The organism is Actinosynnema sp. NPDC053489, assembly GCF_044544865.1.
Classification (GTDB): Bacteria; Actinomycetota; Actinomycetes; order Mycobacteriales; family Pseudonocardiaceae; genus Actinosynnema.
Map to the genome: position 1 here is coordinate 300,139 of NZ_JBITXT010000006.1, position 22,308 is coordinate 322,446.

General features: G+C 72.1%; 21 protein-coding genes. 10 read left to right on the plus strand and 11 right to left on the minus strand.

What is annotated here, in order from left to right; all coding sequences use genetic code 11:
- Positions 1-33: 33 nt before the first annotated feature.
- Genes ACIGNX_RS16275 through ACIGNX_RS16290 form a run of 4 tightly spaced genes read right to left on the minus strand, consistent with a single transcriptional unit; the run spans position 34 to position 3,610 of the window.
- A complete protein-coding gene (locus ACIGNX_RS16275; protein ID WP_396540660.1) occupies positions 34-480 on the minus strand; it encodes a DUF2304 domain-containing protein in 447 nt (148 codons plus the stop codon).
- A 1-nt stretch (position 481) separates the two neighbouring features.
- Positions 482-1,171 carry a glycosyltransferase family 2 protein gene (locus ACIGNX_RS16280; RefSeq protein WP_396540661.1) on the minus strand — a complete coding sequence of 230 codons (690 nt, stop codon included), beginning with the start codon at positions 1,169-1,171 and terminating at the stop codon, positions 482-484.
- A 44-nt stretch (positions 1,172-1,215) separates the two neighbouring features.
- Complete coding sequence (locus ACIGNX_RS16285) at positions 1,216-2,355, minus strand: glycosyltransferase family 4 protein (RefSeq protein ID WP_396540663.1); 1,140 nt, start codon at positions 2,353-2,355, stop codon at positions 1,216-1,218.
- A 10-nt stretch (positions 2,356-2,365) separates the two neighbouring features.
- Positions 2,366-3,610, minus strand: coding sequence for a hypothetical protein (locus ACIGNX_RS16290; protein WP_396540665.1), 1,245 nt, complete (start codon positions 3,608-3,610; stop codon positions 2,366-2,368).
- A gap of 80 nt (positions 3,611-3,690) precedes the next feature.
- Between ACIGNX_RS16290 and ACIGNX_RS16295 the strand changes: the two genes are divergently transcribed.
- From ACIGNX_RS16295 to ACIGNX_RS16315, 5 genes are all read left to right on the plus strand, one after another.
- Positions 3,691-4,461: a glycosyltransferase family 2 protein gene (locus ACIGNX_RS16295; RefSeq protein ID WP_396540666.1), complete on the plus strand. Its 771-nt coding sequence runs from the start codon at positions 3,691-3,693 to the stop codon at positions 4,459-4,461.
- Positions 4,462-4,572: 111 nt separating this feature from the next.
- On the plus strand, positions 4,573-6,480 hold the full coding sequence (locus tag ACIGNX_RS16300) for a DUF6541 family protein (protein ID WP_396540668.1): 1,908 nt from the start codon (positions 4,573-4,575) through the stop codon (positions 6,478-6,480).
- 34 nt (positions 6,481-6,514) lie between these two features.
- Positions 6,515-7,750, plus strand: a complete 1,236-nt coding sequence (gene glf, locus ACIGNX_RS16305; RefSeq protein ID WP_396540670.1) for a UDP-galactopyranose mutase — start codon at positions 6,515-6,517, stop codon at positions 7,748-7,750.
- A 7-nt stretch (positions 7,751-7,757) separates the two neighbouring features.
- A complete protein-coding gene (locus ACIGNX_RS16310; RefSeq protein WP_396540672.1) occupies positions 7,758-9,629 on the plus strand; it encodes a glycosyltransferase in 1,872 nt (623 codons plus the stop codon).
- Positions 9,630-9,714: 85 nt separating this feature from the next.
- Positions 9,715-11,571, plus strand: coding sequence for a glycosyltransferase (locus tag ACIGNX_RS16315; protein WP_396540674.1), 1,857 nt, complete (start codon positions 9,715-9,717; stop codon positions 11,569-11,571).
- Between the two features lie 6 nt (positions 11,572-11,577).
- Here ACIGNX_RS16315 and ACIGNX_RS16320 read toward each other — a convergent pair whose 3' ends face one another.
- From ACIGNX_RS16320 to ACIGNX_RS16345, 6 genes are all read right to left on the minus strand, one after another.
- Positions 11,578-11,790 (minus strand): hypothetical protein, encoded by a 213-nt coding sequence (locus tag ACIGNX_RS16320; RefSeq protein WP_396540676.1) that lies wholly within the window; start codon positions 11,788-11,790, stop codon positions 11,578-11,580.
- A 92-nt stretch (positions 11,791-11,882) separates the two neighbouring features.
- Positions 11,883-12,779 carry a glycosyltransferase gene (locus ACIGNX_RS16325; RefSeq protein WP_396540678.1) on the minus strand — a complete coding sequence of 299 codons (897 nt, stop codon included), beginning with the start codon at positions 12,777-12,779 and terminating at the stop codon, positions 11,883-11,885.
- 9 nt (positions 12,780-12,788) lie between these two features.
- Positions 12,789-13,604: an ABC transporter ATP-binding protein gene (locus ACIGNX_RS16330; protein ID WP_396541065.1), complete on the minus strand. Its 816-nt coding sequence runs from the start codon at positions 13,602-13,604 to the stop codon at positions 12,789-12,791.
- 18 nt (positions 13,605-13,622) lie between these two features.
- Positions 13,623-14,534: an ABC transporter permease gene (locus tag ACIGNX_RS16335; protein ID WP_396540680.1), complete on the minus strand. Its 912-nt coding sequence runs from the start codon at positions 14,532-14,534 to the stop codon at positions 13,623-13,625.
- 59 nt (positions 14,535-14,593) lie between these two features.
- Positions 14,594-15,445: a class I SAM-dependent methyltransferase gene (locus tag ACIGNX_RS16340; RefSeq protein WP_396540682.1), complete on the minus strand. Its 852-nt coding sequence runs from the start codon at positions 15,443-15,445 to the stop codon at positions 14,594-14,596.
- Positions 15,446-15,538: 93 nt separating this feature from the next.
- Positions 15,539-16,090: a bacterial proteasome activator family protein gene (locus ACIGNX_RS16345; protein WP_396540684.1), complete on the minus strand. Its 552-nt coding sequence runs from the start codon at positions 16,088-16,090 to the stop codon at positions 15,539-15,541.
- 113 nt (positions 16,091-16,203) lie between these two features.
- On the opposite strand from ACIGNX_RS16345, the gene ACIGNX_RS16350 reads away from it, so the two are divergent.
- The gene (locus ACIGNX_RS16350) at positions 16,204-17,403 is read left to right on the plus strand and encodes a cysteine desulfurase-like protein (RefSeq protein ID WP_396540686.1); all 1,200 of its coding nucleotides are present in this window, start codon (positions 16,204-16,206) and stop codon (positions 17,401-17,403) included.
- Positions 17,404-17,433: 30 nt separating this feature from the next.
- A complete protein-coding gene (locus tag ACIGNX_RS16355) occupies positions 17,434-18,075 on the plus strand; it encodes a class I SAM-dependent methyltransferase (protein WP_396540688.1) in 642 nt (213 codons plus the stop codon).
- A gap of 43 nt (positions 18,076-18,118) precedes the next feature.
- Here ACIGNX_RS16355 and ACIGNX_RS16360 read toward each other — a convergent pair whose 3' ends face one another.
- A complete protein-coding gene (locus tag ACIGNX_RS16360; RefSeq protein ID WP_396540690.1) occupies positions 18,119-19,087 on the minus strand; it encodes an NAD(P)H-quinone oxidoreductase in 969 nt (322 codons plus the stop codon).
- A 55-nt stretch (positions 19,088-19,142) separates the two neighbouring features.
- On the opposite strand from ACIGNX_RS16360, the gene ACIGNX_RS16365 reads away from it, so the two are divergent.
- The 3 genes from ACIGNX_RS16365 to ACIGNX_RS16375 all read left to right on the plus strand — a co-directional run bounded on the left by ACIGNX_RS16365 (position 19,143) and on the right by ACIGNX_RS16375 (position 22,178).
- Entirely contained in the window at positions 19,143-19,775 is a 633-nt protein-coding gene (locus ACIGNX_RS16365; protein ID WP_396540692.1) for a GNAT family N-acetyltransferase, read from the plus strand.
- A gap of 77 nt (positions 19,776-19,852) precedes the next feature.
- The gene (locus ACIGNX_RS16370) at positions 19,853-21,379 is read left to right on the plus strand and encodes a M28 family metallopeptidase (protein WP_396540694.1); all 1,527 of its coding nucleotides are present in this window, start codon (positions 19,853-19,855) and stop codon (positions 21,377-21,379) included.
- 199 nt (positions 21,380-21,578) lie between these two features.
- Positions 21,579-22,178 carry a class I SAM-dependent methyltransferase gene (locus tag ACIGNX_RS16375; protein WP_396540696.1) on the plus strand — a complete coding sequence of 200 codons (600 nt, stop codon included), beginning with the start codon at positions 21,579-21,581 and terminating at the stop codon, positions 22,176-22,178.
- The last annotated feature ends 130 nt before the right edge of the window (positions 22,179-22,308 follow it).

The following is a 22,308-nucleotide window of genomic DNA, read 5'->3' on the forward strand; positions in this document are numbered from 1 at the left end:
ACCCGGGGTGACCGGCCCGTCGTCTCGTGCCGGTCAGGCGGTGTGCGCCGGGTCGTCCACGCGCTCGGCGGTCACCCGCTCGGCCACCAGGCCCTCGGCGGCCACGCCCTGGGCCGCGGCACCCGTCACCGGCGCCGGGGCGTCCCCGTGCGCGGGCGGCTCGGCGTTGCGCAGCGCGATCGCTCGGGCCAGGCGCGCGTAGCGCAGCTCCAGCTCCTTGAACCGCAGGTAGGTGTTGATGGTCTGGAAGCCGAACGCCACGATCAGGGCGTAGAGCAGCAGGTCCGTGCCGCGGCCGACGCCGACCAGCTCGGCCAGCTTGGACACCTCGACCGGCCGGAGCACCGCGATCACGGCGAGCACCAGGAACAGCAGGAAGCCGATCTTGACGCCGGCCGCGGTCTTGGTCGTGCCGTGGTTCTTGAGGAAGAACACCAGCAGCACGACGACCGCGGCGATGAGCAGGAACTGGATCAGCATGTCAGCGCCTGGACCCCGTCTTGAGAGCCGAGTCGAACAGGATGTTCACGCCGTTGATGAGCGACTGGCCCTTGGACATCGAGTACTCCGTGTACAGGATCTCGACCTGCTCCTCGGACACCCGCCAGTCGCGCTGCGAGATCATGTCGACGATCTGCGACGCGTGGCCCATGCCGTTCAGCGTGATGCGGAGCTCGTCCGCCACCTTCTTGTTGAACACCCGCAGCCCGTTGTGGGCGTCCGACAGCTTCAGCTTCCGCAGCCGCGGGCTGACCGCGACCACGGTCCGCAGCACCACGCGCTTGATCAGCGGGATGTGGGAGGTGTCGCCCTTGAACCGGGTGCCGACGATGATGTCGACCGGCTCGGACCGCAGCCGCTCCAGCATCCGCACCACGTCGGCGACCTGGTGCTGGCCGTCGGCGTCGAAGGTCACGAAGTACTCGGCGCCCGGCTGCTCGCGGGCGTACTCGACGCCCGTCTGGATCGCCGCGCCCTGGCCGAGGTTGACCGGGTGCTGCACCAGGTGAGCGCCCGTGCCGCGGATCGCGTCCGCTGAGCCGTCCCGGCTACCGTCGTCGACGCACACGATGTTCGGGAACGTCTGCAGCGCGTTGCGCACCACGTCCGCGATCACCTGTGCTTCGTTGTAGACGGGCACGACCAGCCATACGTCAGACTGGTCCGCCACGGCGGCCTCCCTGGCGAGTGAGTCGGATGGTGTCGCAGAACAGGCTAGCGCGCGGCGCGGTCCCCGCCGTCGCCGACCAGCATCGAGGCGAACTCGGCGATGGTCCGGTCCCACGAGAACCGCTCGCGGGTGATCTCGCCCAGCTTCGTCGCCCGCGCCTCGCGCTCGGGGTCGGTCACGGCGGTCTCCAGCGCGGCGGCCAGCGCGCCCGGGTCGCGCGCGGGCACGAGCCAGCCGGTCACGCCGCTGTCCACGATCTCGGCCGTGCCGCCCACGTCGGTGGCCACGACCGTGCAGCCGATGGCCGCCGCCTCCAGCACCGTGGTGGGCAGGCCCTCGGTCCAGCTCGGGTTGACGAACAGGGTCGCCGCGGCCATCTCGCGCAGCGCCGTGTCGTGGTCGACCTCGCCGAGGAACGCCACGTGCGCGTCGAGGCCCAGGCGCGTGACCTGGGCGCGCAGGTCGGCGGCGGCGGGGCCGTCGCCGCACAGCCGCAGCCGCAGCGGCACGCCCCGGCGGTGCAGGAGCGCGGTGGCGGTGAGCAGGTCGGCGACGCCCTTGCCGTTGATGAACCTGCCCACGAAGCAGGCGACCGGGCCGGCGTCGTCGTCCGGCCGGGACACCACGCCCTCGGGCAGCTCGATGCCCCGGTAGAGCACCTCGGCCTCGCGCTTGGCGAGGTCGCGGACGAACCGGGCGGCCGACTGCGACACGGCCACCACGCCGTCCGCCCAGCGCAGCACGGGCTGGCTGGTGACCAGGTCGACGGTGGCGGCGACGGACCGGACGAACCAGCCGCCGCTCTGCACCGGGCTCGACCCGTGCTCGACGTGCAGCCGGCGCAGCCCGGCCCGCTTGGCGAACAGCGCGGCCCACAGGTGCGGCCAGTAGAACCGGGTGTGCGTCATCAGCACGGTGTCCGGGCCGCACAGCTCGCGCAGCTTCCTCGTGAACCCCGGGTACGGCACGGGGTAGTGCGAGATGACCTCGCGGCCCGGCCAGCGGACGACCGTCCACCGGTCGGTCACCCGCTCCACGCCCGCCGGCGCGCCGACCGCCGAGGTGAACACGGTGATCCGCAGGTCCGGGTCGGCCTCCAGCATGCGGCGGTGGAGTTCGTGCGCGTACGCCTCCACCCCGCCCTTGTGCGGCGGGTAGTAGACCGGCATGTCGACCAGGTGCACGGCCACGAATCTAGGACCTTTCCCGATGTCCGAGCAGGCCGCCCCAGGCCAGGGCGGCGGCGGTCAGCCAGGCCAGCGCCATGCCGAGCGCGACGCCGATCACGCCGAGCAGGAGGCCGAGCCCGGCCACGAGGGCGATCTCGGTGGCGAACTGGACGGTGCGCACCCGCGGCCCGAGCCAGGCCCGGCCGCTCGCCTTGGCGGCCACCAGCGCGGTCTGGGCCGTGGCCAGCAGGAACGCGTACGCCAAGAGCACGAGGACGACCGGCCGCAGGCCCTGCCACGGCGTGCCGAGCGCGGCGGTGAGGAGGTCGGCCGGCGCGACCAGGGTGAGGCCGGCGAACACCGCGCTGACCGCGGCGGCGAGGCCGGAGACGAGCGCCGGAGCGCGCACGACCTCGCGGGCGGACCGGCCGGCCAGGTGCGCCAGCAGCGCGTTGCTGATGCCGATGAACAGCACGGTCAGCGCGGTGACCGGGACCAGCGCCTTGCGCAGCAGGCCGAGGCCGTCCAGGCCGACGACCCACGCGGTCACGCCGAACGTGGCCCAGGTGCCCGCGGTGAGGTAGACGGCGTCGATGAGGAACCCCGGCAGCAGGGCGCGGCGGTCGCGCAGCCAGCCGCGCACCGCGCCGACCGCGAACGGGCCGCCGGTCAGCCACGCGGCCACCGCGGCCACGGGCACCGCGGTCAACGCCCACAGCAGGTAGGTGGACGTGGCGTCCAGTTCGCCGACGAGCAGCGCCACGCCGACCGCGGCCAGGAACAGCGCCAGCCACGAGCCGTCCAGCGCCAGCGCCCGCAACGGCCGCTGCCGCGCGTAGGAGACGTACCGGCCGTGGTCGAGCACCGCGGTGAACGGCGAGGCCAGCGCCTGGACCACCAGCAGCGTCCCGGCGGGCCCTCCCACCAGCGCGCCGACGACCAGGCAGCCGAGCCCGACCGCGAGGCCCACCAGCAGCGACGTCGCCGCCGCGCCGCGCACGCCCCGCGCGTCGCCCTCCGCCGCCGCCTTCGACACCAGCAGCGGCTCCGCCGCGACCGCCCGGCCCAGGTACCACTGGCCGATCTGCACGATCGCCACCAGCGAGAACACGCCGTACTCGGCGTCGGTCGACACCGGCGCGGCGATCAGCTGCACCGCGAAGGTGATGGCGCTGAAGACCAGCTGGTCAATCGTGACCGCGGACTGGCGCACCGCCGTGCCGGCCAACGCGCGCAGACCGTCCAGCCGTGATCTGTTCGCCGCGGTCACGGGTGTCCTCTTCTCGGGGGTGCGAGAGCGGGCCTTACTGTACGGCGTTGGCCGTTCCCACCCCGCAGCAGGAGAACCCCATGCCATCGCCGGTCTCCGTGGTGATCCCGTGCGCGCCCCGGGCGGAGTTCCTCGCCGAGACGCTGCGCTCGGTCGCCGAGCAGACCCACCGGGACTGGGAGGTCGTGCTGGTCCTCGACGGCGAGTGCGAGCAGAACCGGGCCGCCGCCCGGACGCTGCCCGACGACCGCGTGCAGGTCCACCTCACGCCCGAGCCGCGCAGCGGGCCCGCCGTCGGCCGCAACATCGGGCTGGACGCCGCCAAGCACGACCTCGTGGCGTTCCTCGACGCCGACGACCTGTGCCTGCCCCGGCGGCTGGAGCACCAGGTGGCCGTGCTCGCCCAGCGGCCCGGCCTGGGCCTGGTCGGCGCGTGGGCCCGGCAGATCGACCCGGCCGGGCGGGTCGTGGGTGAGATGCACTCGGCCATCGGCCCCGAGGTCGCGCGCACCATGCTGCTCTTCAACTGCCTCATCACCTCCACGATCGTGGTGCGCAAGGAGCTGGCCGCGCGGGTCGGCGGCTTCGACCCGCGCCTGGTCCGGCTGGAGGACTACGACCTGTGGCTGCGGGTGATGGCCGAGGCCGACGGTGACGTGCTGCCCGAGGAGCTGGTCGCCTACCGCGTGCACCCCGGCCAGTACAGCCGCGGCGCGCTCATGGGACCGCACACCAGGCTGCTGCGGCGGTCCAAGCAGGCCCTGGCCAAGCGCGTCGGCGTGAGCGGCCTGGGCGTCGCCGCCCGCCACGCCGCGTGGCTCGGCGTGCAAGTGGCCCACCGCCGCTGGTGAGGTCCGCGCGGGTAGTCTGCGGTCGCAGCGGGCCGGGGACCCGCGCCCACGCCAAGTGATCGGGTTGCTGACGCGATGAGTGCTGCACTGCTGGTGCTTCTGCTGCTCTGGGTGCCTGGCCTGTTGTTCGGCGCGGCCGTCCGGCTGCGGGGGTGGACGCTGGCCGCCGCCGCGCCCGCCCTCACCTACGGCCTGGTCGCGATCGGCGGCCTGCTGCTGGGCGAGCTGGGCTTCTCCTGGACCCTGGTCACCTTCGGCGCCTGGGTGCTGGTCGCCTCGGCGGTGCTGTTCGCCGTGACGGCGCTGGTCCGGCGCCGGTGGCCCGCCCGGGCGGACGACGACGGGCCCCGCGTGTCCCGGCGCGGCCACCTGGTGGTCGGCGCGGGCGTCGCGATCGGCCTCGCCGTCGGCGCGGTCACGTTCCTGCGGGGCATCAGCAGCCTCAACCGCCTCGCCCAGGACTGGGACGCGCCGCACCACGGCAACCTCGTGCGCTGGCTCGCCGAGCACCACACGTCGCTGGTCTCCACCGCGGGCGCGATCGGCAACCAGCCGGAGAACACCTCCTACTTCTACCCGGCCACCTACCACCAGCTGCTCGCGCTGCTGCTCGACCAGTTCGGCGTGACGCTGCCGCCGCTGCTCAACTCCGGCGCGCTGGCCACCGTGCTCGTGTGGCCGGTCGGCATCGCCGCCATGGGCCTGGCCTGGGGGCTGCCCGCCCGCATGGTCGCGCCGGCCGCCGCCGTGTCCACCTGGTTCTCGCCGTTCCCCTACGACTCGCTGTGGCGCGGCCCGCTGTGGCCCTACGTCGCCGGGATCGCCCTGCTGCCGGCCGTGCTCGCCCTGGTCACGTACCTGATCCGGCCGCGCGGCATCACCGGCCCGGTGGCCGTCGCGGTGTCGGTGGCGGCGCTGGTCGGCCTCCAGCCGAGCCTCGCGTTCATCCTGGCCGGCCTGCTCGGCGTCGTCTTCCTGGCCTGCCTGTTCCGGCTCGTGCCGGTCGAGTGGAAGCGCGCCTGGCCGACCCTGCTCGCGGTGGGCGTGCTCGCCGCGGCCGCCGCCGTGCCGCTGATCCTGCCGTCCATGCGCTCGGCCGAGGGCGTGGCCGCCATGGTGTGGCCGTCCGAGGCCACGCCCGCCGGCGCGTTCGGCCAGATGCTCACGTTCTCCGGCGTGGTGGACTTCCCCCAGTGGTGGATCGGCCTGCCCGCGCTGTTCGGGATGGTCGTCATGGTCCGGCGGCGGCTGATGGTGTGGATGGTCGGCGTGTGGCTGGCCTTCGGCGGGCTGTACGCGGTGACCGTGTCGCTGGAGGGCGCGCTGATCCAGCGCCTGACCGGCTACTTCTACAACGACCACTGGCGGCTCGCGGTCATGCTGCCGCTGCCCGGCTCGATCGGGTTCGGCGTGGCCGTGGTCGCGTTCGGCACGTGGGTCGTGGACCGCTACCGCGACCGGGTGCCCGCGCTGGGCCGCTCGCCGTGGGCCCCGGTGGCCGTCAGCGTCGTGTTCTTCCTGCTCATCGGCCTGATCAGCGGTGCGTACATCGGCCGCAACAGCGCCCGGCTGGCGGCCAACTACCAGAACGGGCCCACCGTCAGCGACGGCGAGCTGGCCGCCTACCGGTGGCTGGCCGGGCACGTCCGGCCCGGCGAGCGCGTGATGAACGACGTGTTCGACGGCAGCGGGTGGCTGTACGCCATGGCCAAGGTCGAGCCGGTCGAGTGGACGTTCTACGGCACGCCCGCCGGCACGCCCAGCAACTACCTGGTCAAGAACCTCAACAAGCTCAACACCGACCCGGAGGTCCGCGAGGACCTGACCGAGCTGAAGGTCCGCTACGTGATCGTCGGCCGCGGGTTCGTGCGCCGGGACAACCGCATCGCGAGCGGGTTCGTCGGGTTGGACCGCACGGCGGGGTTCACCGAGGTGTTCCGCAACTCCGACGCGGTCGTCTACGAGATCGAGGGTCAGGAGAGCGTGGTCGAGGCCGCCGGGGTGGCGGCCGGTCGATGAGCGTATCGACCCGTTCGTGTCTTGCTTTCACCCCATGGGGTGTAGACGGCGGCATCGGGTCACTGCCGTACCCTCGACTGCTGTGAGCTTCGCTGGATTTGACCTGATCGTCGTCGGTTCCGGTTTCTTCGGCCTGACCGTGGCCGAACGCACCGCATCGCAGCTCGACAAGCGCGTGCTCGTCCTGGAGCGCCGCGCGCACATCGGCGGCAACGCCTACTCCGAGCCCGAGCCCGAGACGGGCATCGAGGTGCACCGGTACGGCGCCCACCTGTTCCACACCTCCAACAAGCGCGTGTGGGACTACGTCAACCAGTTCACCGAGTTCACCGGCTACCAGCACCGCGTGTTCGCGATGCACGACGGCCAGGCCTACCAGTTCCCCATGGGCCTGGGCCTGATCTCCCAGTTCGTGGGCCGCTACCTGAGCCCGGACGAGGCCCGCGCGTGGGTCGCCGAGCACGCCGCCGAGATCGACTCCAAGGACGCGAAGAACCTGGAGGAGAAGGCGATCTCGCTCATCGGCCGCCCGCTGTACGAGGCGTTCGTGCGCGACTACACCGCCAAGCAGTGGCAGACCGACCCGAAGGAGCTGCCCGCGGCGGTCATCAGCCGCCTGCCGGTGCGCTACACCTTCGACAACCGCTACTTCAACGACACCTACGAGGGCCTGCCCGTCGACGGGTACACCGCGTGGCTGGAGCGGATGGCCGACCACCCGAACATCGAGGTGCGGCTGAACACCGACTTCTTCGACGTGCGCGAGGAGATCCCCGCGGGCACCCCCGTCGTCTACACCGGACCGCTGGACCGCTACTTCGACTACAGCGAGGGCTGGCTGGGCTGGCGCACGCTGGACTTCGAGCAGGAGGTCCTGCCCGTGGGCGACTTCCAGGGCACGCCGGTGATGAACTACAACGACGCCGAGGTGCCCTACACCCGCATCCACGAGTTCCGGCACTTCCACCCGGAGCGCGAGTACCCGTCGGACAAGACGGTCATCGTCCGGGAGTTCTCCCGGGCGGCCGAGAAGGACGACGAGCCGTACTACCCGATCAACACCCCCGAGGACCGGGCCAAGCTCGAGCGCTACCGCGAACTCGCGCGCGCCGAGGCCGCCGAGCGTAACGTCGTCTTCGGTGGTCGACTGGGCACCTACAAGTACCTGGACATGCACATGGCGATCGGTTCCGCGCTGAGCGTGTTCGACAACAAGATCGCCCCGCACCTGGCCTCCGGTCGGGCGCTGGACGGTTCGCTGGAGGACTGATTCGGTTATGTCGGGCAACTCCACCCTCGTCGAGCACGAGGCTCCGGAGAAACTGCTGGCGCAGCGCGGCCTGTTCGCCGGACCGTCGCAGATCGTCTCGGAGGACCTCTACGCCGAGATCTCCCAGGGCATCGCCGACCGCGAGCGGCACCGCCTGGTCGTGCACCCGCACGCCGCGGTGTCGATGAACACCTACTTCGGCCGGTTCCCGGCCACCTACTGGCAGCGGTGGTGCGTCAGCCCCGAGGTGGAGCTGAGCCTGACCCTGACCGGCTCCGGCACGGTGTCGATCGTCGCCTCCGACGCGGAGGGCGAGACCCGGACCATCGTCGCCGAGCAGGTCTCGGACGCGCGGGAACGGGTCGTCACCCTGACGGCCAGGATCGACAAGTTCACCGACGGCGGCGCGCTGTGGTTCGACGTCGTCACCGGCGAGCACGAGCTGGTCGTCGAGCACCCCCGGTGGACCGTCGCCCCGCCCGCCCGCGTGCGGCCGACCGCGATCGTGATCTGCACGTTCAACCGGGTCGAGGACTGCCTCAACACGATGGCGGCGCTCGCGTCCGACGCCGAGCCGCTGAGCCTGGTCGACGCGGTGTACGTGGTCGACCAGGGCAGCGACCCGGTCGAGTCGCGCGAGCGGTTCGCCGAGGTCGCCGCCGCGCTCGGCGACAAGCTGCGCTACATCCGCCAGCCCAACCTCGGCGGCGCGGGCGGCTTCACCCGCGGCCTGTACGAGGTCATGGAGGTCGACCACGCCGAGCACGCCAACGTGCTCTTCATGGACGACGACGTGCTGTGCGAGCCGGAGATCGTGGTCCGCACGACCGCGTTCGCCAACCGCACCGCGCAGCCGGTCATCGTCGGCGGCCAGATGCTGTACCTGCTGCACCCGAACCACCTGCACGTGGGCGCGGAGTACGCCAACCTCGACACGCTGGCCCCCGGCCAGGTCGTGGACGGCGCGCTGCACGACGCCGACCTCACCGGGTACGACGAGGAGACCGGCAAGCGCAACGTGCAGGACCGCCGGGTCGACGCGGGCTACAACGGCTGGTGGTCGTGCCTGATCCCCTCGGAGATCGTCAAGGCGGTCGGCTACCCGCTGCCGCTGTTCTTCCAGTGGGACGACATCGAGTACGGCTACCGCGCGCGGGCCCACGGGTACGCCACGGTCACGCTGCCCGGCGCGGGCGTGTGGCACGCCGACTTCCACTGGAAGGACTGGGACGACTGGCACCGGTACTTCAACCTGCGCAACGCCCTGATCACCTCGGCGCTGCACAGCCAGTTCGACCCGAAGCGGATCTGCCGGTCCATGGCGGGCCAGCTCGCCACCTACCTGGTCGCCATGCAGTACGGCCTGGCGGCGACGCAGCTCAAGGCCATCGAGGACTTCCTCAAGGGCCCCGAGGTGCTGCGCGACGGCGGGGTCGAGGCGGCGGCGGAGATCCGCAAGCTGCGCGCCGAGTTCCCCGAGACGGTCAAGCACCCGGCCTCGGAGGTGCCCGGCATCTCCTCCGGCGACCTGCCGCTGATCCCGGCGCCGCCCGCGCCGCGGCTGTTCGCGCCGGTGCTGGCCAAGCGCGTGGTCAACCAGCTGCTGGGCCGCAGCGTGCACGACGTCGGCGCGGTCGCCGCGGGCGACTCGGCCTGGTGGCACGTGTCGCTGTTCAACACCGCGGTCGTCACCGACGCGTCCCAGGAGGGCGTGCGGGTCCGGCGGCGCGACCGCGAGCTGGCCGTCCGGCTCGGCAAGCGCGGCACGAAGCTGCTCAAGGAGCTCTACCAGCGCGCCCCCGAGATGCAGCGGGCCTACCGCGACGCGATGGGCGAGCTGACCAGCCGCGAGAACTGGCGGCGGTTGTACGACCTGTGAACGGCCCGGCGGGGCGGCCCGGTGGCCGCCCCGCCGCCGTTCCCGCACGTCTTCCTCACGCGCCTTCTCACCGTAGGGACCTGTAGTGGACGCAGTGCACCGGATCATCCTGCCCCGGGACGACGACCCGCTGGACGTCCGGCCGATGTACCTGGACGAGCCGCAGAACGTGCACTGCCGGGTGGAGTCCCGACGCGGCCTCGTCGTGCCCGAGCACGCCAGGGTGTCGTTCGCGACCTACTTCAACGCCTTCCCCGCCAGCTACTGGAAGCGGTGGACGGTCGTGGACGAGGTCGTGCTGCGGATGCGGGTGCGCGGCTCGGGCCGGGTCGACGTGTACCGCTCCAAGCCCAGCGGCGACGTCGTGCACCTGGAGGGCGAGTTCGTCCGGGACGCGGCGGAGTGGACGGCGCTGGAGTTCCCGGTGTCGCTGCGGCCGTTCGAGGACGGCGGGTTCGTCTGGTTCGACGTGTTCACCCACGAGGCGCCGCTGGAGATCGAGGACGCCGAGTGGGCGGTGCGCGAGCCGCTGCCGAGGCAGCGGGTCGCGGTCAGCATCACGACCATGCGCCCGCACGACGCCGTGGAGGCGCTGAAGGCCCTGGGCAGCGACCCGGCCGTGCTCGACGTCGTGGGCCACGTGTTCGTCGCCGACCAGGGCGCGGTGAAGGTGCGCTCGGTGCCCGGCTTCCCCGCCGCGGCGGCCGCCCTCGGCGACCGGTTGCGGGTGGTCGAGCAGGACAACCTCGGCGGCTCCGGCGGGTTCACCCGCGGCATGTTCGAGGCGATCGAGCACACCGACGCCGACCAGGTCATGCTCATGGACGACGACATCCGGCTGGAGCCGGAGGCCGTGCTGCGGTCCAACGCGTTCGCGCGGGCGGCCGCGTCGCCGGTCGTCGTCGGCAGCCACATGCTCAACCTCCAGGCCCGGACCCGGATCCACAGCACGGCCGAGATCGTGGACCTGGGCACCTGCTTCTGGCGCGCCGCGCCCGGCGCGGTGACCGACCACGACTTCGCCGAGTCCTCGCTGCGCGAGACGCCCGAGCTGCACCCGCGGGTCGACGCCACCTACAACGGCTGGTGGATGTGCCTGTTCCCGCGCGAGGTGGTGGAGCGGACCGGCTACCCGCTGCCGCTGTTCATCAAGTGGGACGACGCGGAGTACTCGCTGCGGGCGCTGGAGCACGGCTTCCCGACGGTGTCGCTGCCGGGTTCGGCGGTGTGGCACATGCCGTGGACGGACAAGAACGACTCGACCGACTGGCAGGCGTACTTCCACACCCGCAACCGGCTGGTCCTGGCCGCGCTGCACAGCCCGTACGACGTGCGGAACGCGATCGTGAAGCACGGGCTGAAGCTGTCGCTGCGGCACCTGCTGTCCATGGAGTACTCGACGGTCGCGTTGCAGCAGAAGGCGATCGAGGACTTCCTGGCCGGACCGGCGGGCCTGTTCGACTCGCTGCGCACGGCGCTGCCGATGGTGCGCGCGGTCCGCGAGGAGTACGGCGACGCCCGGCGGCTGGAGTCCGCCCGCGAGTTCCCGCCGCCGACGTTCGACCTGGTGCGTGCCGAGGCGCTGCTGCGGCCGTCCCGGGGCAAGGCGAAGATCGCCGTGCGCGCGGCGAAGTCCGTGCTGCACAACCTGCGCCCGCCGCAGCCGTCCGCGGGGGACCGCCCGCAGCTCAACGTGCCCGCCCTGAACGCCCGCTGGTTCCTGCTGGGCAACCTGGACAGCGCCACGGTGTCCACGGCGGACGGCACCGGCGTCGCGTTCTACAAGCGCGACCCGGAGCAGTTCCGCACGCTGATGGCGCGGGCCGTGCGCAACTACCGCAGGCTCGGCCGGGAGTGGCCGAGGCTGCGCCGGCAGTACCGCGACGCGCTGCCCGAGCTCACCTCGGCCGAGCAGTGGCGCAAGGTGTTCGAGGAGCGCTGACCGGGGTCAGTCGAAGTGCGCGGCCACGACGTGGCTGAAGTTCACCACGAACTCCTCGCCGTCGGCGGTCGCGATCGACTGCGTGTGGCCGTTGCGCACGACCTGGATCAGGCGTGGCCCGAGGTCGTCGGCGGTCTCGGGGGAGACGCGCAGCGAGATCGGGTTCGGGTTGCCGGCGAGGTGCAGGACGAGGGTCGTCTTACGCGCTTCAGAAGTCATGACCACAGCGCACCAGCCATGGCCTGAGCAGGCAAGACGGGTTCGCCGTCAGCGATTCCGCGCCGAGCTGAACCGGGTCGGGCGGACCCGGTTCACTTGCGGAAGAACCGCTCCCGCTGACCCAGCCGCACCAGCTTCAGCCACTCGACGAACGCCTTCGGGTCGCGCCGCACGCCGATGAAGTACAGCCCGAACCGGAACGCCTCCAGCAGGCCCAGCTTGCGCATGCCCGGCTGGGACAGCAGGTAGCCGCGGTTGCGGTAGGTGTAGTAGCGCTTGACCGCGTTCTCCGGGTCCTGCGCGTGGAACCGGCCGCCCAGCATCGGCTTGAACTCGTCCGACCCGTCCGGGTGCAGGTAGGCCACCTTCAGCGAGGTGCCGAACGGCAGCCCGGTGCGCACCAGCCTGCGGTGGATCTCCACCTCGTCGCCGCGGAAGAACAGCCGGTAGTCCGGCACGCCGATGACGTCCACGGTGGACGACCGGAACAGCGCGCCGTTGAACAGCGACGCGATGCCCGGCAGGAAGTCCGACCCCAGCTCGGCGGCGTTCCGCTTCCACGTCAGCCCCCGCCGCAGCGGGAACGCGAGCTTCTCCGGCCGGTCGATGTTCGCCACCACCGGCGAGATGGCGGCGAGCCCCCGCCGCTGCGCCTCCTCCAGCAGCACGGCGAGCACGTTCTCGTCCGCGGGCCGGCCGTCGTCGTCGGCCAGCCACAGCCAGTCCGCGCCGAGTGAGAGGGCGTGCAGCATGCCCAGGGCGAACCCGCCCGCGCCGCCGAGGTTGCGGTGCGAGGCCAGGTACGTGGTCGGGATCGGGCACTGGGCGACCAGGTCGTCCACCGGCTGGTCCGGTCCGTTGTCGACCACCACCAGGTGGTCCAGCGGGCGCGTCTGCGACGCCAGCACCTTCAGGGAGTCGGCCAGCAACTCGCGCCGGTGCCGGGTCACCACGACCCCGACGACGGAGCCCTGCGGCAGTGCGCCCACCACGCTCACCTACTCGCCACCGTTCCCGCTCAGCACCCTCGGTTGTCCGAGCCGCTCCAGCTGGTCCTCGCTCATGCGCTCGAACGGGTCACGCCCCTTGTAGGAGGTGAGCACGTCGCGCAGCGAGCCCTGCATCTTGACCTGGCCCTCGTCCATCCAGATCGCGGTGTTGCAGAACTCGGCGAGGAAGTCGTCGGAGTGGTTCGCGAACACCAGGATGCCCGATCGCTTCACCAGGTCGTTCAGCCGGTCCCTGGCCTTGGCCATGAACGCCGCGTCGACCGCGCCGATGCCCTCGTCCAGCAGCAGGATCTCCGGGTCGATCGACGTGACCACGCCCAGCGCCAGCCGCACCCGCATACCGGTCGAGTAGGTGCGCAGCGGCATCTGGAGGTAGTCGCCGAGCTCGGTGAACTCGGTGATGTCGTCGACCCGCTTCTCCATCTCCTTGCGGCTCATGCCGAGGAACAGGCCGCGGATCATGATGTTCTCGTACCCGGAGATCTCCGGGTCCATGCCGACGCCGAGGTCGAACACGGGCGCGACCTTGCCGACGATGCGCGAGCTGCCCCGCGTGGGCTCGTAGATGCCCGCGAGCAGCCGCAGCAGCGTGGACTTGCCGGCGCCGTTGTGGCCGACCAGGCCGACCCGGTCGCCGTGCCGCAGCGAGATGTTGATGTCGTGCAGCGCTTCGATTATCGGCACGCGCCCCTCGGAGCCGATCTTGCCGCCGACCTTGCCCAGCGCGAGCTTCTTCAACGACCTCGACTTGGCGTCGAAGATCGGGAAGTCGACCGAGGCGTTCCAGACGTCGATGCTGACCATGATGTGTTGCGGCCTCACTCAGACCCAGTAGGAGACGCGGGCACGGTAGTTCCGCATCGCGATCAGCGCCAGTGTCCACCCCACGACGGTGAGGACGCCGACGACCACCCAGTGGTGCCAGTCCTGCGTGTGCCCCAGCAGGGGCGCCCGGAAGATCTCCACGTAGTGGTAGATGGGGTTCATCTCGGCGATCAGGATCCGCCAGCCGCCTTGGCCGTCGGTGACCTTGTTGAGCACGCCGACGTGCCAGACGATCGGCGTCATGAAGAAGACCAGGTTGATGAAGCTGTTGATCACCGGCGGGATGTCGCGGAACCGGGTGCTGATGATGCCGAACAGCAGCGCCACCCACACCGCGTTCACCACGATCAGCGCGAACGCCGGGATCGCCATCAGCACGCCCCAGGACAGGCCCGGCTGGAGCGTGGCGTCGCCCTCCATCCGGTACTCGCCCACCAGCGACGAGAAGAAGATCGCCACGACGGCCAGGTAGACGACCATGTTGTGGGCCAGGAACAGCGCCTGGCGCCACACCATGCGCAGCACGTGCACCGTGATGGGCGCGGGCAGGTGCTTGATCAGGCCCTCGTTGGCGATGAAGACCTCGGTGCCCTCGGTCACCACGCCGAGGATGAAGTTCCAGATGATGAAGCCGACCGTGACGTACGGCAGGAACGTGCCGAGCTGCTGGTTGAACAGCTGCGAGTAGAGCAGGCCGAGCGCCAGCGCCGTGGTGCCCATGGAGATGGTGATCCACAGCGGCCCGATGACCGAGCGGCGGTAGCGCTGCTTGATGTCCTGCCAGCCCAGGTGCCCCCACAGCTCCCGCTGCCGCCAGGCGTCGCGCACGTCGGCGAACGCGCGCCCGAACGTGCGCGAGTTGGGTGGCAGGGGAGCGGGTGGTCGCTCGACCGTAGTCGTGGGTTGCACGAGTGATGAGACTACCGGCGACGAGGTGGTGGCCTTGTCGCCGGGCTGTCACGGTGCGGTCACCGCTGCGCCGGGGCCTCCGGCACACCGGTGATCTTCATGATCACCTGTTCGTGGTCGTACGTGTACCCGCAGTAGTCGAACTGGATGCCGGTGCGCTCGACGTGCTCGCGCCACGCCTTGTGCTCGTGCTCCTGCCACCCCGGGTAGTTGAAGTACTCGTCGAACACGATGACGCTGCCGGGCACCAGCCGGGGCCCGACCAGGTCCAGCACGGTCTTCGTGGACGAGTAGAGGTCGCAGTCGACGTGCAGGAACGACACCGGGCCGGGGTGCTCGGCCAGGAAGCCGGGCAGGGTGTCGTCGAACCAGCCGACGACCAGCTCCGCGCCGTCGACGTCGGGCAGGCCGTCCATGCCGAACAGGCCCGCCGGGAAGCCGTTGCGCCAGTCCTCGGGCAGGCCCTCGAACGAGTCGAAGCCGTACACGCCCCGGCCGTCGAAGGCGGTGGCGATGAGCTTGAGCGTGCCGCCGGTGTAGACGCCGAACTCCAGCGCCATGCCCTCGGCCTCGACCAGGCCCAGGGCGTGCTCCAGCGTGGCGTGCGGGTGGCCGAAGTGCGGCGCGGTCGGCAGGTGCTGCCGGATGAACGCGGCGCTCTGCTTGGCCGCCTCCTGCTCGCCCGCGAACACCAGGTCGCGGCGGGCGCGGATCTCGTACTGGACCGTCGCGTCGACGGCCCGGTCCGCCTGCCTGCGCAGCTCCTCCACCTCGCGCTGGAGCCGGGCCAGCCGCTCGGCCTGCTCGTGGTGGTAGGGGCGCACCACGTCGTCGATGACCCGGAAGATCTTGCCGCGCACGCGCTTCCGGACTTCTTCGACCAACGGGCTGTGCCGGACTCTGTCGAGCACTGGGACGGCTCCTCTCGCGGGTGTGGCGGTGAACACGGTCGGGCAGCGCGGTGCCCGTTGTCCAGCCCGCGACCTCACCGCCGCACCCGAACGTTACAAGTACTGGCCAGTCCCGCGGATCTGCGGACCGCCGCCCTCGGCGTCACCGTGGCCGGAGCCCGCGGGCAGCGCGCGCCCCCGCATCTGCTCCAACTGCACGCGCGCCGCCATCTGCTGGGCGAACAGCGCGGTCTGGATGCCGTGGAACAGCCCTTCCAGCCAGCCCACCAGCTGCGCCTGGGCGATCCGCAGCTCCGCGTCGGACGGCGTGCCCTCCTCGGTGAACGGCAGGGACAGCCGCTCCAGCTCGTCGCGCAGCTCCGGCGCCAGGCCGTCCTCCAGCTCGTCGATCGACCGCTTGTGGATCTCCTTGAGCCGGTTGCGGCTGGCCTCGTCCAGGGGCGCGGCGCGCACCTCCTCCAGCAGCTGCTTGATCATCGTGCCGATGCGCATGACCTTCGCCGGCTGCTCGACCAGGTCGGTCACGTCCTGACCGCCCGCCTCGTCGCCGGAGGGCACCCGCGCGGCCCCCACCGGGGCGCCGTCCGGGCCGACCACGACCACGTGCCGCTCGTTCTCCACCTGACCACCTCGGGGCTCGCTCATGCGTCCCATCCTGGCCCGATCGGGTGGCGAGCGCCGAACCGGGTCACGGATCGGGTGGCAAACCCGCCGCCCCTGCTGTCGCTCCCGCGGACGTCCTCCGTACGGTGTGCGGCATGGCGTTCGACGTCGCCCGGGTCCGTGGGCTGTTCCCCGCGCTCGGCGACGGCTGGGTTCATCTGGACGCTCCTGCGGGGATGCAAGTACCCGAACAGGTGGCCACGGCCGTCTCCACCGCGCTGCGCGCACCCGTCTCCGGGCCGGGTGGCATCTTCCCCGCTTCGCAACGCGCCGAGGCGATCGTGGACGCGGCCAGGCGCGCCGTCGCCGACCTGGTCGGCGCCGATCCGGCGGGCGTCGTGCTCGGCCCCAGCTCCGCCGTGCTGCTGCAACGGCTGGCCGACGCGCTGTCGGAGGGCTGGTTCCTCGGCGACGAGGTCGTCGTGTCGCGGCTGGACCACCCCGCCAACATCGCGCCGTGGCAGCGGGCCGCGCAGCGCACCGGCAGCGTGGTGCGGTGGGCCGAGGTCGACATCGAGACCTGCGAGCTGCCCGCCTGGCAGTACGACGAGCTGATCACGCCCAAGTGCAAGCTGGTCGCGGTGACGGCCGCGTCCGGCTCCGTGGGCACCCGGCCGGACCTGCGCAAGATCGCCGAGACCGCCCGCCGCACGGACGCGCTGGTCGTCGTGGACGCCTCCTCCGCCGCGCCCTTCGTGCCGCTGGACATCACCGCGATGGACGCCGACGTGGTGGCCGTGTCGGCGAACAACTGGGGCGGGCCGCCCGTGGGCGCGCTGGTGTTCCGCGACCCGTCGATGCTCGACCTGCTGCCCTCGGTCGCCGTGGAGCCGGGCGCGCGGGGTCCCGAACGCCTCGAACTGGGCCCCCACGCCTACCCGCTGCTGGCCGGCCTGGTGGCGTCGGTCGAGTACCTGGCGGGGTTGGACGACGCCGCCGTGGGCCCGCGCCGCGAGCGCGTGCTCACGTCGCTGCGGTCGGTGAAGGCGTACCAGGCGGGACTTCTGGCTAATCTCATCAACGAACTGCGATCGCTCCGTCACGTCATGGTGATCGGCGACGCCATGCGCCGGGTGCCGGCGCTGGCGTTCACGGTGGCCGGCGTGAAGTCGACCGACGGCGTCGAGCACCTGTCCGAGCGCGGCGTGTGCGCGTTCGCCGACTCGGGGCAGCACGGCGTCTTCTCGGTGCTCGGGGTGGGCGAGGTCGGCGGGGCGATCCGCGTCGGCCTGGCGCACTACACGAACGCGGTGGAAGTGGACGAGCTCGTGCGGGCGGTCGCCGAGCTGGGGTGAGGCCGGGGTTGCGCCGGGACGGGGGGCTGGGTGGACGACCTGCTGTCACGGGAGTTCGCCGACCTCGCGGCGCTGCAGCGCCTGGCGCCCCTGATGTCGGAGTACCTGCCCACGACCGCGCACGAGCTGCGGCCCGCCGCGCTGGCCGCCGTGGTGGACGAGGTGCTGCTCGGGTCGCGGACCGTGCTGGTCGAGTGCGGGTGCGGCGCGTCCTCGGTGGTGCTGGCCCGGCTGCTGGCCCGGCGCGGGTTCGGCCACCTGCTGTCGGTCGAGCACGACGAGCGCACGGCCGCGTTCGTGGCCAGCCAGCTGCGCCGGGAGGGGCTCGGGCACGTCGCGCGGGTCGTCCACGCGCCCCTGACCCCGCACCCGGCGGCGCTGGGCAACGCCCAGTGGTACCACCCGCGGCTCGTGCACGACGAGGTGTCGGCGTACGTGGAGCGGCACGGCCTGGTCGACCTGCTGCTGGTGGACGGCCCGCTGCTGGGCGACGCCCGCTACCCGGCCCTGCCGGTGCTGCGGGGCGTGCTCGCGCCCGGCGCGGCGGTCCTGGTGGACGACGCCGAGCGGCCCGGCGAGCAGACCGTGCTGGTGCGGTGGGCCGAGGAGTTCGCGCTGCGCTTCCGCACCACGCCCCGCACGTTCCTGGCCACCGCGACCGCCCTGGACTGACCGCCCTGGACTGACCGCCCCGGACGAGCCCGGACGACGGGCCTCAGACCTGGAGCACGAGCTTGCCGAACACCTCGCCGCCGTCGAGGGCGCGGTGGGCGTCGGCGGCCCGGCGGATCGGCAGCACCTCGTGCACGACGGGCCGGACCCGGCCGGACGCGACCAGCGGCCACAGGTGCTCGCGCACCTCGGCCACGATCCGGCCCTTGCCGCTCGGGCCGGCCACGGGCCGGGACCGCAGGCCGGTGGCCGTGACGACGGCCCGCTTGGCCAGCAGCTTGCCGATGTTCAGCTCGCCCTTGACCCCGCCCTGCAGGCCGATGACGACCAGCCGCCCGTCCGGGGCGAGCACGTCCACGTTGCGGTCGAGGTAGGCCGCGCCCATGTTGTCCAGCACGACGTCCGCCCGGCCCACCTCGGCCACGAAGTCCTGCTCCCGGTAGTTCACCAGCACGTCCGCGCCCAGCTCGGCGCACCGGCGCAGCCGCTCGGCGGAGCCCGCCGTGACCGCGACCCGCGCGCCCAGCGCCTTGGCGACCTGGATGGCGTGCGTGCCGATCCCGCCCGCGCCGCCGTGCACGAGGAACGTCTCGCCGCTCGCCAGGCCCGCGACCATCACGACGTTCGACCACACCGTGCACGCCACCTCGGGCAGCGACGCGGCCGTCACCAGGTCCACGCCCTCGGGCAGCGGGAGCAGCTGCGCGGCCGGCACGACAACCCGTTCGGCGTACCCGCCGCCGGCGAGCAGGGCGCACACCTCGTCGCCCACCCGCCAGCCGGTGACGCCCTCGCCCAGGGCCGCGACCGTGCCCGAGCACTCCAGGCCCAGCACCTCCGAGGCACCCTCCGGCGGCGGGTAGTGGCCCTGCCGCTGGAGCACGTCGGCCCGGTTCACCGCGGTCGCGGCCACGTCCAGCAGCACCTCGCCCGGGCCCGGTTCGGGATCCCGAACCTCCGCCCACTCCAGCACGTCGGGCCCGCCGGGTTCACGAATGGTGATCGCGCGCATGACCCGACGGTAATCCGCTCGCCCGCCGCCCGCGCGACCGCCACCATCGACGGGCATGGACCACTGGCCGTTCCACGACCTGGTGCTGCGCACCCCGCGCCTCGAATTGCGCCCGGACGACGACGCGAGCCTGTCCGAGCTGGTCGGGCTGGTGCTCGACGGCGTGCACCCGCCGGACCGGATGCCGTTCGGCGTGGAGTGGACCGACGCGCCCCGCGAGCGGCTCGGCGTGAACACCCTCCAGCACCACTGGCGGGAGCGGGCGGCGCTGTCGCCGCGGCGGTGGGCGCTCCACTTCGTCGTGCGGCTGGACGGTCGCGTGGTCGGCGTGCAGAGCCTCGGGGCGGAGGAGTTCCCGGTGCTGCGGGAGGTCACCAGCGGGTCGTGGCTCGGGCTGCGGCACCAGGGCGCCGGGATCGGCACGGAGATGCGGGCCGCCGTGCTGTCGTTCGCGTTCGACCACCTCGGCGCGGTGGCGGCCCGGTCGGGCGCGTTCGACGACAACCACGCCTCTCTCGCCGTGAGCCGCAAGCTCGGCTACCGGCCGGACGGCACGTTCCGGCAGGTCAGGAGGGGTGAGGCGGCTCGGCAGGTCCGGCTGCTGCTGACCCCGGACGCGTTCCGGCGACCCGACTGGACCCTCCGGGTGAGTGGCGTCACACCCTGCTTGCCCCTGCTCACGGGCTGAGAACCCGCCGAGTGACGGATTGCGCTCGCCCGCCTGACTTGTGAGGGTTCGGCATCCGAGTGAAGGGGAACTCGATCATGTCAGCTAGAACCGGGGTCCGGCGCGCGGCGATCCTCGCCGCGTCCGCCTCCCTCGCACTGGTCGCCGTTCCGGTCGTCAACGTCGCGTCGGCCGCGACGCTGGACGGCCCGAAGCTGGCCAAGAACCTCACCAAGAGCGTCACGCTGGAGGGGGTGAACCGCCACCTGATCGCCCTGCAGCGCATCGCCGACCGCAACGGCGGCAACCGCGCCGCCGGCACGGCGGGCTACGACGCCAGCGTCGACTACGTGGCGGGCAAGCTGCGCGGCGCGGGCTTCGAGGTGACCACGCCGGAGTTCACCTACCCCGTGCAGATCACCGACGCGGCGACCGCCAAGGTCGGTTCGACCACCTACGAGACCATCCCGATGGAGTTCTCGCCGCAGACGCCGGTCGGCGGCGTCACGGGCCCGCTGCGCGTGGTGCCCGAGGACGAGACGCCGGGCTGCGAGGCGTCCGACTTCGCCGGTCAGGACTTCACCGGCGCGGTCGCCCTGATCCGCCGCGGCGCCTGCACGTTCGACGTCAAGCACCGCAACGCGGCCGCCGCCGGCGCCATCGCGGTCATCGTGTCGAACAACCGCGAGGGCGCGCTGTCCGGCGTCACGCTCGGCTCGCCGGGCGTCGTGCCGACCGGTGGCGTCACCCAGGCCGACGGCACCGCGCTGGCCAAGCTCGGCGGCCAGCCGGTCACCGTGGACCTGCGCTACCACGACGAGGACCGCGTCTCGCGCAACGTCATCGCGCAGACGAAGACCGGCCGCAAGGACAACGTCGTGATGGCGGGCGCCCACCTCGACAGCGTCGAGAACGGCGCGGGCATCAACGACAACGGCAGCGGCTCGGCCGGCCTGCTGGAGACCGCGCTGCAGCTCGGCGGCTCGCCGAAGGTGAACAACGCGGTGCGGTTCGGCTGGTGGGGCGCCGAGGAGCTCGGCCTGGTCGGCTCGACGAAGTACGTGCAGTCGCTGACGTTCGAGCAGCAGCTCGACATCGCCCTGTACCTGAACTTCGACATGATCGGTTCGCCGAACGCGGGCTACTTCGTCTACGACGGCGACGACTCCGACGGCGAGGGCGCGGGCGCGGGCCCGTACGGCTCGGGCCAGATCGAGCAGGCGTTCGTGCAGTACCTGACGGCCGAGAAGGGCGTGCAGACCGAGGGCACCGACTTCACCGGCCGCTCGGACTACGGCGAGTTCATCGCGCAGGGCATCCCGGCGGGTGGCCTGTTCACCGGTGCGGAGGGCGTCAAGACCGAGGCCCAGGCGGCGAAGTGGGGTGGCACGGCGGGCGTCGCCTACGACCCCAACTACCACGGCAAGGGTGACAACCTGGGCAACATCGACCGGGTGGCCCTGGACCGCAACGCCGACGCGCTGGCGTGGGTGACCGCGTCGTACGCGATCAGCACGGAGAGCGTCAACGGCGTGCCGGCGCGCAAGCAGCGCGCCGCCACGCGTGCGGCGGCGGCGCGCTCGCTGCACGTCACGGCGCACCACTCGCACGCCGACGTGGCCTGACACGTCCGACGGCGGGTGACGAGGGCCGGTCTCCTCCGGGGGGCCGGCCCTCGTCCGTCCGTCCACAGGGGAGTGTCGTTCCGCGGGCCGGTCGGGCCGCCCCGGTGCCCCTCCCGCCGGCGGGACGGCGCGCCCGCCGGCGGGACTGGCCGGCCACGGCGGGGTGGCCTCCGTCTCACCGTCGTCTACTGTTAGGGGGGTGGACAGAACTGACGGTCAGGACTACACCGATCGGCTCGCGCGCCTGCAGAACCTGCCCTGGAAGCGCGTCCTGAACGTCCAGGCGCCGTACCGGTGGAACGTGCGCCGCATCTTCGGCGACCGGGAGGTGCTCGACGTCGGCTGCGGCATCGGGCGCAACCTCAAGCACCTGGAGCCCCACGGCGTCGGCGTCGACCACAACCCGCACTCCGTGCAGACCTGCCGGGACATGGGGCTGACGGCGTTCACCACCGACGAGTTCTTCGACACCGAGTACGCCAAGCCGGGCCGCTTCGGCGGCATCCTGGCCGCGCACCTGGTCGAGCACATGCCGCGCCCCCAGGCCGTGGAGATCCTGCGCGGCTACGTCGAGTTCCTCGCGCCCGGCGGCCTGATGGTGCTCATCTGCCCGCAGGAGCGCGGGTACGAGTCCGACCCCACGCACGTGGCGTTCACCGACCTCGACGGCCTGGCCGACGTCACCTCCCAGCTCGGGCTGGTCGAGCGCGACCGCATGTCGTTCCCGTTCCCCCGCGCGGCCGGGAAGGTGTTCACCTACAACGAATTCGTGCACGTCGCCGTGAAACCCGGCAACTGAGAACCTGACTGCATTTCGCTTTCCGACCGCCCTCCCCTGAGGTAGTGTCCGGCCCGTTCGGTCGAGTCGGGGGCTCGTCCCACAGGGGGGTCGCGCAGCAGCGCTGCCAACGTCCGCAGGTCTCTGTCAC